Source organism: Patescibacteria group bacterium (assembly GCA_016784145.1).
Taxonomy (GTDB): Bacteria; Patescibacteriota; Patescibacteriia; order UBA2591; family UBA6264; genus BS150m-G65.
In genome coordinates this window covers 190975-205633 of the sequence record JADHVF010000002.1, presented here as the reverse complement: position 1 = coordinate 205633, position 14659 = coordinate 190975, and the positions used below count along the sequence as shown (strand labels likewise).

At 31.3% G+C, this 14659-nt stretch carries 11 protein-coding genes and 3 tRNA genes; 3 read left to right on the top strand and 11 right to left on the bottom strand.

Features of this window, described 5'->3' with window-relative positions:
* Positions 1 to 85 precede the first annotated feature (85 nt).
* Positions 86 to 2200: a type I DNA topoisomerase gene (gene topA / locus ISS06_02175; protein MBL7053985.1), complete on the top strand. Its 2115-nt coding sequence runs from the start codon at positions 86 to 88 to the stop codon at positions 2198 to 2200.
* A gap of 1 nt (position 2201) precedes the next feature.
* Positions 2202 to 2287: transfer RNA gene (locus ISS06_02170), tRNA-Leu, on the top strand.
* Between the two features lie 83 nt (positions 2288 to 2370).
* On the opposite strand, the gene ISS06_02165 is transcribed toward ISS06_02170, so the two are convergent.
* The 3 genes from ISS06_02165 to ISS06_02155 form a co-directional block, all read right to left on the bottom strand.
* Positions 2371 to 2442 (bottom strand) — tRNA-Met (locus ISS06_02165).
* 2 nt (positions 2443 to 2444) lie between these two features.
* Positions 2445 to 2519, bottom strand: a tRNA-Met gene (locus ISS06_02160).
* 88 nt (positions 2520 to 2607) lie between these two features.
* The gene (locus tag ISS06_02155; GenBank protein MBL7053984.1) at positions 2608 to 2784 is read right to left on the bottom strand and encodes a hypothetical protein; all 177 of its coding nucleotides are present in this window, start codon (positions 2782 to 2784) and stop codon (positions 2608 to 2610) included.
* Positions 2785 to 2870: 86 nt separating this feature from the next.
* On the opposite strand from ISS06_02155, the gene ISS06_02150 reads away from it, so the two are divergent.
* Complete coding sequence (locus tag ISS06_02150) at positions 2871 to 3152, top strand: hypothetical protein (protein MBL7053983.1); 282 nt, start codon at positions 2871 to 2873, stop codon at positions 3150 to 3152.
* A gap of 140 nt (positions 3153 to 3292) precedes the next feature.
* Here the strand turns inward: ISS06_02150 and ISS06_02145 are convergent, their stop codons facing one another.
* From ISS06_02145 to secA, 8 genes are all read right to left on the bottom strand, one after another.
* Positions 3293 to 3826, bottom strand: coding sequence for a phosphatase PAP2 family protein (locus tag ISS06_02145; protein MBL7053982.1), 534 nt, complete (start codon positions 3824 to 3826; stop codon positions 3293 to 3295).
* 617 nt (positions 3827 to 4443) lie between these two features.
* The gene (locus tag ISS06_02140; GenBank protein ID MBL7053981.1) at positions 4444 to 4836 is read right to left on the bottom strand and encodes a septum formation initiator family protein; all 393 of its coding nucleotides are present in this window, start codon (positions 4834 to 4836) and stop codon (positions 4444 to 4446) included.
* Between the two features lie 3 nt (positions 4837 to 4839).
* On the bottom strand, positions 4840 to 6681 hold the full coding sequence (lepA, locus tag ISS06_02135; GenBank protein MBL7053980.1) for an elongation factor 4: 1842 nt from the start codon (positions 6679 to 6681) through the stop codon (positions 4840 to 4842).
* A gap of 9 nt (positions 6682 to 6690) precedes the next feature.
* Positions 6691 to 8250, bottom strand: a complete 1560-nt coding sequence (gene murJ, locus ISS06_02130) for a murein biosynthesis integral membrane protein MurJ (protein ID MBL7053979.1) — start codon at positions 8248 to 8250, stop codon at positions 6691 to 6693.
* Complete coding sequence (locus ISS06_02125) at positions 8240 to 9328, bottom strand: glycosyltransferase (protein ID MBL7053978.1); 1089 nt, start codon at positions 9326 to 9328, stop codon at positions 8240 to 8242. Before ISS06_02125 ends, murJ begins: the two co-directional genes overlap by 11 nt.
* Positions 9329 to 9332: 4 nt before the next feature.
* A complete protein-coding gene (secF, locus tag ISS06_02120) occupies positions 9333 to 10211 on the bottom strand; it encodes a protein translocase subunit SecF (GenBank protein ID MBL7053977.1) in 879 nt (292 codons plus the stop codon).
* Positions 10204 to 11832, bottom strand: a complete 1629-nt coding sequence (secD, locus tag ISS06_02115) for a protein translocase subunit SecD (GenBank protein ID MBL7053976.1) — start codon at positions 11830 to 11832, stop codon at positions 10204 to 10206. The genes secF and secD overlap by 8 nt, the downstream gene beginning before the upstream one ends.
* A gap of 56 nt (positions 11833 to 11888) precedes the next feature.
* On the bottom strand, positions 11889 to 14657 hold the full coding sequence (secA, locus tag ISS06_02110; GenBank protein ID MBL7053975.1) for a preprotein translocase subunit SecA: 2769 nt from the start codon (positions 14655 to 14657) through the stop codon (positions 11889 to 11891).
* Positions 14658 to 14659 lie beyond the last annotated feature (2 nt).

Sequence of the window (14659 nt, the reverse complement as noted above, 5' to 3'; positions counted from 1 at the left end):
TTTGTTTTGTGATTTAATAAATTTACTTATCACTACTTATTAAATAATATAGCAAAAAAATTTAAAAAAGTCAAGATATTGAAATATGAAACTAGTAATTGTAGAATCGCCAACCAAAGCCAGAACAATCAGCCGTTTTTTAGGTAATAATTTTATAGTTGAATCATCTAATGGACACATAAGAGATCTTCCTAAAGGAAATTTAGGGATTGATATTGATGAAACAGATGATTTTGAAATAAAATATGTTATTCCTAGAAAAAAGTCAAAACACGTCACCAAATTAAAAAAAATATTTGAAAAAGCTGATGATGTTTATTTAGCCACAGACGAGGATAGAGAAGGAGAAGCAATTGCCTGGCATATTTATGAAATTCTAAAAACACATAGTCAAAAAAAGAAAATAAAAGACAAGACATTTTTTAGAATTGCTTTTCATGAAATTACAAAATCAGCCATTAAACAAGCCATTAAAAATCCAACTGAAATTAATATGGCCATGGTTAATGCTCAACAAACTCGACGAATATTAGATAGATTAGTTGGCTACAAATTATCTCCATTTTTATGGAAAAAAATAACCAAAGGGCTCTCAGCCGGACGAGTTCAATCACCAACAGTCAGGTTAATAGTTGAAAGAGAAACAGAAATAGCTAAATTCATACCAACGGAATATTGGTCAATTGAGGCCTTGTTACAAGGAACAACTAATGATAAAACAGAGTTTTTGGCAAACCTCATAAAAAAAGATGATGTCAGGATTGCCAAACTAGATATTAAAACAACTAAACAAGCAGACGAGATTAAACAAGACCTAATCAAGGCAGAATACAAAGTTTTAGACATTAAAGATAAAGATAAAAACAAATATACCACTCCCCCTTTTAAGACTTCTACCTTGCAACAACGAGCAAATCAAGAATTAGGTTTTTCAGTAAAAAAAACAATGTTTGTGGCCCAAAAACTTTATGAAGGAATACCATTAGAAGGAAAACAAGCAGCTGGTTTAATTACATATCTAAGAACAGACTCTCTCAACCTGTCAGAAGATTTTCTAAAACAAACAAAAGAATATATTTTAAACAAATACGGCAGTGAATATAGTAAATTGACAAGATATAAAACAAATAAAAAAACAGCTCAAGAAGCTCACGAAGCAATTAGACCAACTGATTGTACTAATACTCCTGATAAAATAAAACAATACTTGGACAACAATCAATACAAGTTATATGACTTAATTTGGAGAAAAGCAGTTGCTTCTCAAATGACTGAAGCAAGAATTAATACTGCTACTATAAAAATACAAGCTTTAAAAAAACAAACAAAATACGAACTAAAAACTTCTGGATCAAGTATAAAATTTGCTGGCTGGCTAAAACTATATCCAGATAAAATGAAACAAATTATATTACCAAATATAAAAATAGATGAAACATTAAAACTTTTAAAAATAAACAACAAACAACATTTTACAGAACCTTTGCCAAGATATACTGAAGCAAGTTTAATTAAAACATTAGAAAAATATGGTATTGGCAGACCATCAACTTATTCTCCAATAATTTCAACAATTCAATTAAGAAATTATGTAACCAGAGAAGACAAAAGATTTCGCCCCACTGAAATAGGTGAATTAGTAAATAATTTCTTAATCAAGCATTTTCCTGACATTGTCAATTATGAATTTACTGCTAAAATGGAAGAAGATTTAGATAAAATAGCTAATAATGAAATAAATTATATGAAAATGATAAAAGACTTTTACAAACCATTTAAAAAAAATCTAGACAAAAAAGAAGAAGAAGTGGCTAAAAAATCATTTGATGAAAAAACTGACAAGAAATGCCCAAAATGTGGAGAATTATTAATTATCAAGATGGGCCGATTTGGAAAGTTCATTGCTTGTGCTGGTTTTCCAAAATGTAAATTTACAGAGAACCTAAAAGGAAAAGACAATAAATCAAAAGAAAATAATGGCACTGGTATTAAATGTCCTAAATGTCAAAAAAATGAAATTGTGAAGAAAAAAACCAGAAAAGGAAGATTTTTCTTTGGCTGCCCTAGCTGGCCTAAATGTGATTTTGCTTTATGGAATGAACCAATTGATAAAAAATGTGAAAAATGTGGTAGCTTGTTAACAAAAAATGGTAAGAAAATAAAATGTAGCAACAAAGAATGTGATTTTATTTTATCTTAAAGCCGGAGTGGTGGAATTGGTATACACGTGCGATTCAAAATCGTATGGACTTAGTCCTTGAGGGTTCGAGTCCCTCCTCCGGTACCATTACTAAAATATAAAAATAAAACAACTCTTGTATTAAATGTAGAGTTGTTTTTATATTTTTTTCTCTTGCTAAAATAAAAAAGTAGCGGTGGCGGGAGTCGAACCCGCGACACATGGCTTATGAGTCCATTGCTCTACCGCTGAGCTACACCGCCAATGGTTGCGGGGGAAGGATTCGAACCTTCAACCTTCAGGTTATGGGCCTGACGAGCTGCCATTGCTCTACCCCGCGTCAATGACTTCTAAATATATAATAACACAAACAAAAAAATAATCAAGTCAAAACTAAAGGGCTGTTTTTGTAACAGCCCTTATTTTTTTTATTCAACTATTTGGTTTTTCTTATTAGACAACTTAACAATAACCAGATAAGCCAGAATCATTACAATTAATCCCATGATTGAATTAGATGTCCATAACCAACTTAAAAAACCACATATCAATGCCAGGGCGGCTGCGAGTTTTTTCATTTCTGTCATTCTTTCTGTTTCGTCCATCTTGACCTCCTTTTTATTTCTTGTTTATTTTTCAAATCTATTTATATTTTAGCATAAAAATTTTATATTGACAAAATTTAAAAATTATGACATGCTCTATATATTATAAAGAAAAATATTTTTGCTCATTAAAAAAGGAGAAAAAAATGAGAAAAAAAGCTACTAGCATGAAAAAAAAGATTAGCAAAACACTACTCCAACTTCTTTCTATTGTAATAGGAGTAATTCTAATTGTAAAAGGAGGAAAACTAGCAATACTCCATATAGTAGGATTAGGCGGGTTTATATTGCTCTGTATTGGGCTATTCATGTTGATACTCGGACCATTGCTAATTTCAAATTCTGTGGATAAAACAAAAGGCTCTTAGAAATAAGAGCCTTTTTTTATTTTAAACACCTTTGCTTTGTTGGTCGAAATTTTATGCGTAAAATGGCTATTGAAAAAGACAATGGATTTGTACTTAGAGAATCCTTATCCAAAAGAAAGATGCCCCTCTTATTAGTCTTGTTAGGGACTGGTTTTGACACGCTGAGATAAAAGATGGTTGGTTAATAACGCACAAATAATAGACAGAACAATACCACCTAAAACATCTGTTGGATAATGGACCCCCACAAAAACTCTGCTAACACCTATTAAAAAGGCAAAAACTAACAAAATTGAACCAAATCTTTTCCAATCATAAAAAACAATAATGGCCATGATAAAAGAATTAGCAGTATGATGAGATGGAAACGAAAAATCCTGAACAAGCATCTTAAATTTTGTTAATTGATAAATCTCACTATAAACTAAAAATGGCCTGGGCCTAGCAATTATTTGCGAGATCAAATAACCAAATGACATTACTAGTACAAAGCCAAGCATAAATTTAAGAAAAATATATAAAATTTTTCTTTTTTTATTAAAAAGAAAATAAACAAGAAAAATAATCAAAGGCATGAATAAAATCAAAAAATCAGTAATTATGATTCCTATCATATCAAGCCATAAAAATTTTCCCGCAAAGCTATTAATATATTTTAAAATTATGTAATCCATAAAAACACACCATTAAAACTTGTTAGAGCAAAACTTGACAGGAAACTGCCAAACTACCAGGACTGCCTAAGTCAGACCCTGGCAAGTTACTTAGGGGCCTTCAACAATTTCACTTAGTTACTTAGGGGCCTTGCCCCTAAGTAGATATTGAACACGAATCTCCTGAATTACTTCACTTAGGGGCCTTGCCCCTAAGTAGATTACAAATCAATAATCAGTAATCAATAATCAACAATTTCACTCTTCCTTAGTTACTTAGGGGCCTTGCCCCTAAGTAGATTACAAATCAATAATCAGTAATCAATAATCAACAATTTCACTCTTCCTTAGTTACTTAGGGGCCTTGCCCCTAAGTAGATATTGAGCACGAATCTCCTGAATTACTTCACTTAGGGGCCTTGCCCCTAAGTAGATTACAAATCAATAATCAGTAATCAATAATCAACAATTTCACTTAGGGGCCTTGCCCCTAAGTAGATATTGAGCACGAATCTCCTGAATTACTTCACTTAGGGGCCTTGCCCCTAAGTAAAAAATCGGGCCCTGGCAGACTTATTAATTACCAATTAGCGATTATTAATTACCAATTAGCGATTATTAATTACCGATTATATTTATTAGTTGGGTTTAAAAAAAAGATTCCACCAGATTTTTATATTTGATGCTTGTTTTTCAAAAAAACCTTTATTTTGCTCATCAACATCATCTTCTACTGGAACAATAACTATAACATCTTCGCCTGGTTTTTTTAATCCCATTTTTAAACGAGCCTGTTTTTCTTTAAAATATTCTGTTTTACTTTTTTCAATCTCTTCTAAGTAATTCGTATTTTTGGCTGTTAATGATTCAACTTGGCTCTGTATTCTTGATAATTCTTTTTTTAAATAAATCTTTGTATTAACTTCCCTTATCAAGGAAAGCATTAAAATAAAAATAAATAATATTAAAACATAAAATAATATTTTAGAAGAAATAATACTTTTTAAACTTGATTCTTTTTTTCTAGGCATAATTTATCCTTTCATTAATTTCCAATAAACATCTGACGGTATATTTACCTTTCCTGTTTTCATCATTCTCTTTTTGCCTTTTTTTTGTTTGGCTAATAACTTCTTCTTTCTCGTGACATCTCCTCCATAAAGCTTATCCGTAACATTTTTTCGTAAAGCAGGAATTTTTTCAGAAGCCAAAATTCTATTATTAATAGCTGCTTGTATTTTGACTTCAAAAAGTTGTCGAGGTAAAAGTTTTTTTAATTTTTTAACAATTTTTCTACCATGAATATAAGAAAAATCCCTATAGACAATAGATGCTAATTGCTTAACCACATCACCTGCAATTAAAATATCCATCTTAACTACATCAGTGGGCAAATAACCAATAATCTTATAGCTATAAGAAGCATACCCTTGCGATACACTTTTAAGCTTGTCATAAAAATCAGCCAGCAGTAATGCAAATGGTATGTGATATATCAAGATAACTTGCCTTTGTTTTGATATGCCCGAACCGATATACTTAATTTCTATAAATTTATTGCCTGATTTTTGTGCCATTGAAAATTCTGTAATAAAGTTCATAACTGAACCAAGCGACTCTTCTGGCATAATAATTTTTATAACCACCCAAGGCTCTTGAACCTGTGTTATTGAAGAATCATTTGTAAAATCCAAAGGAGAACGAATTGTCTTAAACTCTTTTGCTTGATTATCTGAAAAGACTCTATAAGCAATATTAGGATATGTGACAACCAAATCCAATCCATATTCTCTCTTTAATCGCTCCTGAACAATATCAAGATGGAGCATCCCTAAAAATCCAACTCTAAATCCCTTGCCAAGCACAGAGCTACCATCAGCAGAAAATCCTTCTGGTTGAAAATTTAAACTAGAATCATTTAATTTTAATTTTAATAAAGCGTTTTTTAATTTTTCAAATTCATCGCCATTTTTCGGATATATACCAGCAAAAACCATTGACAATGGTTCTTCATATCCTGGCAAAGCATCAACATTATCACCATCCAAACAAATAGTATCTCCTACTCGACATTTTTCAATATCTTTTAAGCCAGTTGAAATATATCCAATTTCTCCAGCAAACAAATTGTCTTTGGCTACTAAATCTGGTGAAAAAAAGCCCGTTTGAGTAACAATTGTTTTAGTTTTAGTTCCCAATAATTTTATTTTATCATCTTTTTTAACAACTCCATTAAAAACACGAACAAAGGCAATCACTCCTCTGTAGTCATCAAAAAAAGAATCATAAATTAATGCTTGAAATGACTTTACTGAATCTATAACCGGCGACGGAACTTTATCTATTAAAACAGCTAAAACTTGCTCTATGTTTTTCCCATCTTTAGCAGATATACAAACAATATCATCCTCTTCTATTTCCAGTAAATCCACTAATTCTTTTTTCCGTTTATCTAAATCAACTCCAGACAAATCAATTTTATTAATAACGGGAATAATTACAAGATTTTGTTTTTTAGCCAAATAAAGATTTGCTAAAGTTTGTGCCTGTATCCCTTGCCTAGCATCAATCAACAAAATAGCTCCTTCCACTGCTGCTAAAGAACGAGAAACTTCATAAGAAAAATCCGCATGCCCAGGCGTATCAATTAGATTTAAAATATATTGTTTATTGTTTAAAGAATAATTCATTCTAACTGGCTGTAATTTAATCGTAATCCCCCTTTCTCTTTCTAAAGCCATTTTGTCAAGATACTGTGGCTTCATTTGTTCTTTCTTAACCGTGCCTGTTATTTCTAAAAGACGATCAGCTAAAGTTGATTTCCCGTGGTCAATATGAGAAATAATACAAAAATTACGAATATTTAAACTTGTCATAAAATTAAACTATCTTTTTTTTAAAAAATATAAAAATATTTTTATTTCCTTAAACTTAAAAACAAAGCTCATCAAAACATAAAACAATATGCCTGCTAATCCTGATACGACTAATTGAATAAAAACACCTAAAAATGTATGCATATTCACCATATCACCAATTTGATACTTAACTACCTGTACAACCACAACCATTAAAGCAGATAAACCTATTATCTTAAAAAATGAATTAAAAATTTCAGCTGTGTTTAATTTATTTTTTTTATTAAAAGCAATATACAATAAAGATATATTAATAATAGAAGAAAGAGAAAAAGCTAAAGCCAGTCCATAAACCCCCATTATTGGGGCCAATAAAATACACCCCACAATATTAATCGTAAAACTTATTAAAGCAATTTTAACTGGCGTAACCGTGTCTTGGTATGCATAAAACGACCTTGCGAAAACAGGAATCAATGTTTGGGCAAATAAAGAAAAGGAAAACCATCCCAATGTTTGAGCTGTCAAAACAGTGTCTTTCCACGAGAAAATACCTGTTCCTAAAATTATTCGGACAATCTGAGTTCTCAATAGAATAAACAACACTGAAACAGGAATTATTAAATAAGCAATATATCTGATTGTCCTTGAAAATTGATGTGCAATCAAGCCATACTCTTTGTCAATAACTCTTTTGCTTAAAAGTGGAAAAAGTGAAACAGCAAGAGATATGCCAAAAATACCAACTGGCACACTTATTAAATTAAAAGCCAAGCTATAAACAGCTACTGACCCAACTGCAATAGTTGAAGCAATAAATGTTATTACTATAAAATTAAGCTGTGAAACAGCCAAACCAAAACAACGAGGCAACATTAATTTTAATATTTTCTTTACAACTGGGTCAAAAATATTAAATTTATAAGACCATTTAAACCCTAATTTAAAAAACATTGGTATTTGTATCAATAAATGAAGGAAAGCCCCTAAAACAACTCCCCAGGCCAGGCCAAGAATTCCTAAATTAGTTTTAGTTAAAAATAAAATACCAAAAATAATACCAATATTATACATCACAGGAGCTAAACTATAAACTAAAAACCTTCTTAAAGCAGTTAACACACTACTAACTACATTGCTTAGTGTAAAAAACAAAGAACCAAGTAACATAATTCTAGTTAAAGAAACAGTTAAAGACTTTGTACTCTCATCAAACCCTGGCACCATTATATCAACAAGCAAAGGAGCAAAAATAAAAAATATAATACTAAAAATAAAAATTATTAAAAACAAAGAATTTAAAACTAAATTCGTAATTCCCCAAGCTCTTGTTTTATCTTTTGAAAAATGCTCTAAAAAAACAGGAATAAAAGCAGATGAAAGAGCTCCAAAAACAAGAATTTGAAAAACCAAATCAGGTAAACGAAAAGAAGCATAATAAGCATCCAAAACATTACCAGCTCCAAAATTACCACTTAAAAGACGATCCCTAAAAAGACCTAAAATACGACTAATAACAGAAAAAAGAGCAATGATAATTGCTCCACCTGCAACAGTATTTTGCGCATTAAAACTTTTACTTAACATATAAATTAACAAAATCTAATATTTGCTTTTTAAATCTTTTATCTCCAAATCCTGAAGCATGTTGTTGGATTATATTAGAATCAAATTTTTTATAATCAAACTTAACAACTGCTTCTGCTAAACTTTCCCATGTCTGCTCACTAAAAAAACTACCTGTTTTATCTTGAATAACTGTTTCAGTTGCACCACCAGAATTATAAGCAATTACTGGTCGGCCACTAGCCATTGATTCAACTGGTGTAATGCCAAAATCCTCTTCTTGAGGATGAATAAATGCCTTTGCTTTAGACAAATAATCTGCCTTATCTTGGTCAGAGACAAATCCTAAAAATTCGATATAAGGACCAGCTATTTTTTTTAATTCTGCTATATTGCCCGTGCCAATAACTTTTAAAGGAATTTTCAGTTTATTAAAAGCTCTGATTGCTAAATCTACTTTTTTATAAGGTCTAAATCTTGAAACAAGCACATAATAATCTTCAAGCTTTTTTGAAACTTTAAATTTATCAACTTCAACCGGAGGATAAACAACTGCAGACACTTCTCTACGATAATATTTTTTAATTCTATCTGCTATAAATTTTGAATTTGCTAACAAATAATCAGGCCTTTGAGCTGCTATAAAATCCCACTTTCTTAAATTTGTTAAAATAATTGGCAAAATCTTTTTAACTAACTTTTCTCCACCAGACAATCCTTCTAAATAATTATATGTATCAGACCATAAATATCTGGTAGGCGAATGTATGTAAGAAATATGAACTGTCTGGGGCTGAGTTATTACACCTTTACTATAAGCCGAGCTATCTGAAATAACTAAATCAAAATTACTTAAATCAAATCTTTCAATAGCGCTAGGCATTAATGGTAAATACCACCTATATTTTTTAACTGCTAATGGCAAGTTTTGAATCGGAGAAGGCCTAATATCCCAATCTTTAAATTTTTCTCCCATTACTTGCTCGTTATAAAATAAAGTAAAAATTGGCGCTTTAGGCCAAATTTCATGAAAAGATTCTAAAACTTTTTCCGCTCCACCATATTGAGTTAAAAAATCATGAACTAATGCAACTCGCATATTTTTACTTTCTTTTAAATAATAAAAATTGACTAGCAATGGCAATTGAAGAATATGTCCCAATGCCAATCCCGACCATCATTGCTAAAACAAAATTCTTCATTGATTCTCCCCCAAAAAGATAAAGAACTAATAAAACCAACAAAGTTGTTAAAGATGTATTTAATGACCGAACAATTGTTTCATTTAAGGATGAATTAATTGCTTCGGCCATATGCTTAAACTTAAATGACAATAAATTCTCTCTTATCCTGTCATAAATAACAATTGTATCATTAATCGAATAACCCAAAACAGTCAAAATTGCTATTATAAAATCTATGTTTATTTCCGAGGAATTAAAATGATTAAAAATAGCAAAAAACCCTAACAAGATTAAAACATCATGAAATAAAGCCAATAAAGCTCCGGCTCCATATTTCCATGATTCTTTTTTACTAGAAATCCTGGCTAATTTTCTAAAAGCCCATGCCACATAAAGAATAACAGCTAGCAAAGCAAGCGTTATTGCCCATCTAGCATTTTTAGCTGCCTGCTCTCCAATCACCGGGCCAATTGATTCAAATCTTTGTTCTTCTACTTTTCCTAATTTGTCCAGCATGTCTTGATGTGTTTGTTGGTCTATATTTTTGAATCTTAAAATAAATCCATTATTTTTAGTTGCTTGAATTTTAATCTCTCCTAAATCATCAAAATCAGCCACCTTGTCTCTAACTTCATCCACGGTTGGACTTTCTTCTAAGTATTTTATTTCTAACATGCTGCCCCCTAGAAAATCAATTCCTAAGTTAAGACCAAAAGAAAACAAAGATAAGACAGAAATCAATAAAAGAGTTCCTGAAAAATAAAAAAATATTTGTTTATGTTTAACAAAATTAATCATGTTCTCGAGCTGTTAATTTTAAAAATGTTTTTGTGACAACAATAGCTGTAAACATGCTAACCAAAACACCAATGCCAAGGGTTAATCCAAATCCTTTTACCAAACCTGTCCCAAAACTATAAAGAATAAAACAAACAATTAAAGTTGTAATATTGCTATCCCTAATAGCTGTCCAAGCATGAGCAACCCCGTCATCTATAGCAGCAAAAATATGCTTGCCAATACGTTCCTCATCTTTTAATCGTTCAAATATTAAAATATTAGCATCAACTGCCATGCCTAAAGACAAAATAAAACCAGCTACTCCAGCTAAAGTAAGAGTGACTGGGATTAACTTAAACAAAGCCATTACAATTAAAGCATAAATAAGCAAGGCAAAACTAGCCAACAATCCCCTAAATCTGTAAAAAGAAATCATGAAAATTATAATAATCAAAAAACCTAACAAACAAGCCACAAAACTTTCTTGGACAGAAATTTTTCCCAAACTAGGACCTATGTTCTGTTGACCAATCAATTCTATTGGAACTGGCAAAGCACCTGCCACCAATCGTTGTGATAATTGCTTTGCTTCTTTTAAGGCAAATTTCCCTGTAATCACTGCCATGCCCGTGGTAATTGGTTCTCTAACTGTTGGAATACTTAAAGGAATATTATCAAGGAAAATAGCAACTGGTTTATCAACGTTTCTAGTTGTAATTTCACCAAATAATTTTGTTCCTTGTTTATTAAACTCTAAAGAAATTTCTGGATCATTTGTTTGCGAATTAAAGGTAACATAAGCTCTTTTTAATTGTTTGCCTGTTAACCCTGTATAATTCCATTCTGGCTGCTTAATCATTGTTTGCTCTGATTGAATAAAAAACAAAATATGACTAGCTTTTGCTTCTAATTCTCCATCTTCATTTGTTCTTTCATCAATTTTTTTAATAATATGATATCCAAATTGTGTTTCTACTAACTCTTGTGTAATCTCTCCAACTTTCAAATCTTCGAAAACAACTTTTTCAAATTCCGGCAACATGACTCCTTTTTTAAACCAATCAAGCACTCCCTTGTTTTCATCTGCGCCTGGCTCTTGAGAAAACTCGGCTACTAATTCTGAAAATTCTTGTTCTCCTTTTAAAGCCATAACTAATGCTTGGTCTGCTTTGACTTTAACTTCTTCATTAAAATTTTTTACTGCTTGTTTTTCTTCTGCCGTAATTTCTTTAACTGGTGCTTGCTCCTTGAATTCCAAAATAGGAGTTTCTCCAATCATAGCAATTGCCTTGTTAACATCTTTGATGCCTGGCAACTCAACCAGTAATCTCCAAGAATTACCTACATTAGCTGTTTGTACAACTGGCTCTGACACTCCCCAGACATTAACCCGCCGTTCAATAACATCTCTAACACCATCAATAGAAGAAGCCCTGTCCTTGCTTGGGATATCATCAAGATTCATTTGATAGGTTAACTGAGCTCCTCCTTGCAAGTCCAATCCTAAATGAATCTTTTGTTTTGAAAACCACTTATTCCCTGGCACCCATTCTGGCAACTGAGGAATATCAATTAGTAAAGATAAAACAGCTAAAGCGATGATAAAAACAAAAATTGTCCAAATTTTATTTCTTTCCATAAATATATGTATCTAGTTTTTGTATTTTAACAAAAAATAAATTTTTGTCCAGCTACTTAATCATATTTTGGATAACAACATTTTTTATATTTCTTGCCAGAGCCACATAAACAAATATCATTTCGCCCTATTTTAGTGCCTGTTTGTCTCTTAAACTCAATTTGTTTTTTAACAGTTGTTTTAGGAGCTCCCTGTAAATTCAATTCTTTAATAGAAGCGCTATGAACTTTGGCTGTTGGTCCAATTTTATAAACAGAATATACTATTTGTTTGTCTATTTCTTTTAAAAGCTGATTAAACTTTTTAAAAGATTCTCCTTTATATTCTATTAATGGATCTCTCTGCCCATAAGCTCTTAGCCCAATTCCTCCTTTTAAATTATCAATTATTTCTAAATGATTAATCCAACTTCTATCAATGTTCTGCAACCAAAGCGAACGCCAAATTTTAGTCATTATTTCCTCTTGCTTGTCTTTTAATGAAGCTTTAATATTTTCTTCTAAATTATTAAAAGCCTCCATGGCCTGCGTGGATAAATATTCTATTATTTTCTCTTTTGTCTGAATTGTTTTTTTAATAGATATTTGCCTAGTATTGCCTAAAATTGATTTACAAATACTTTTAAGTTCATTTATAATATTGTTTTCTGTGCGAAAAATAGAATTAATAGCAATATTTGTTTGTTGTATAAAATCATTTAATTTAGTTTCTTCAATATAATTATTTTGTTTAGGAAAATGACCATTAACAATAATACCTATCTCTGTCTTAACAATTTTTAAAATGGCTGATTTAATTTCATCGTGCTTCATTTTTAAAATTAGCTTTCTTTTAGAATAAATTGTCTCTCTATGCTTGTTTAAAACATCGTCATATTCTAATAAATGTTTTCTAGTATCAAAATTAAATCCTTCTACTTTTTTTTGGGCTGATTCTATTGATTTAGAAACAAGCTTGCTTTCAATTGGCATATCAACTGGCATTTTTAATCCTTCCATTAGGCCTGCTAAACGACTGCCTCCAAAAATACGCATTAAGTCATCTTCAAGAGAAATAAAAAATTGTGAAGAACCTGGGTCCCCTTGTCGGCCAGCCCTGCCTCGTAACTGGTTGTCTATTCTCCTAGCCTCATGTCTTTCGGTTCCAATAATATGAAGTCCTCCTAATTCTATTACCTTTTGCTGGGCATCAGGTTCAATAGGATTTCCCCCTAAAACAATATCTACTCCTCTCCCAGCCATATTAGTGGCCACTGTAACTGCTCCAACCCTACCTGCTTGAGCAATAATTTCTCCCTCTTTTTTATGATTAGTGGCATCTAAAACATTGGCTGATATCCCCTCTTTGGTTAACATATCTTTAATAATTCTATTCTTCTCTATCGCCCCAACTGTCTTTTCTCCAATTGCAAATCCACCCGTGCCAATTAAAATTGGTTGCCCTTGCTTATTCCTTTCTTTAACATCCTGAATAACTGCTGCTAATTTTGCCTGATTTGTTCTATAAATAACATCTGCTAAATCATCTCTTTTTCTTTGTTTATGAGTTGGTACAGCCAAAACTTCAAGTTTATAAATTTTATCAAACTCTTCTGCCTCTGTTAAAGCCGTGCCTGTCATGCCAGCTAATTTTTTATAATATCTAAAATAATTTTGAAAACTAACCGTAGCCAGTGTTTTTGATTCTTCTTTTATACTAACTCCTTCTTTGGCTTCAATAGCTTGATGTAGGCCTTCTGAATATCTTCTGCCAACCATTAACCTCCCTGTAAACTCATCAACAATAATAATTTCTCCTTTTTTAATAACATAATCTCTATCTTTTTGAAAAAGAACCATTGCCTTTAAAGCCACATCAATGTGATGAATTAAATTAAAATCATTATTCTCCCAAGGATCCTTACCAAGGGTCTCTGATAACTTATTCATTCCTTGTTCTGTCAATGTGACAGCTCTCAATTCTTCGTCTACAACATATTCCTTGCCAGACGTTAAGGCCTTGATTAAAATGGATAATTTTTGATACAAATCAGCTGATTCTTCTGCTTTAGCAGAAATAATAAGAGGCGTTCTAGCTTCATCTATTAAAATACTATCAACTTCATCAATAACAGCATAATTTAATTCTCTTTGAGACAACTCTGATTCAGCTTGAACTAAATTATCTCTTAAATAGTCAAAACCAAACTCGTTATTAGTACCATAAGTAATATCAGCCAAATAGGCCTGTTTTCTAGAAACCGGCCTAAGATATGATTCTTCTATCTTAAATCCTCCCATTTCATCTCTTTGTTTGTCTCTATCTAAATCATTTTCCTCTTTCAGATACAAGGGGTCATAAATAAAGGCTGATTCATGAACAATACAACTCACACTCATGCCTAAAGCATGATAAATCTGCCCCATCCAAATCACATCTCTTTTTGACAAATAATCATTTACTGTTATCACGTGAACACCTTTGCCCGCCAATGCATTTAAAAAAACAGCTAAAGTAGCTGCTAATGTTTTTCCTTCTCCTGTTTTCATTTCAATCACTTTCCCTTGATGAAGAGCAATTCCCCCAACTAATTGAACATTATAATGTCTTTGGTCTAAAGTTTTTTTACTCGCTTGTCTAACTAAAGCAAAAGCAAAAGGCAAAATACTATCCAATGATTGCCCTGCTTTTAGTTTTTCTTTTAATTGATTCGTTTTAGCAAGCAGTTCTTTGTTAGACAATTTAGCAAAATCTGATTCAAGAGCATTAATCTCCTCAACCATTGGATTGAGATTGTCTAATTCTTTTTCGTTTGGATTTTTAAAATATTTAGATATAAAAGACATTG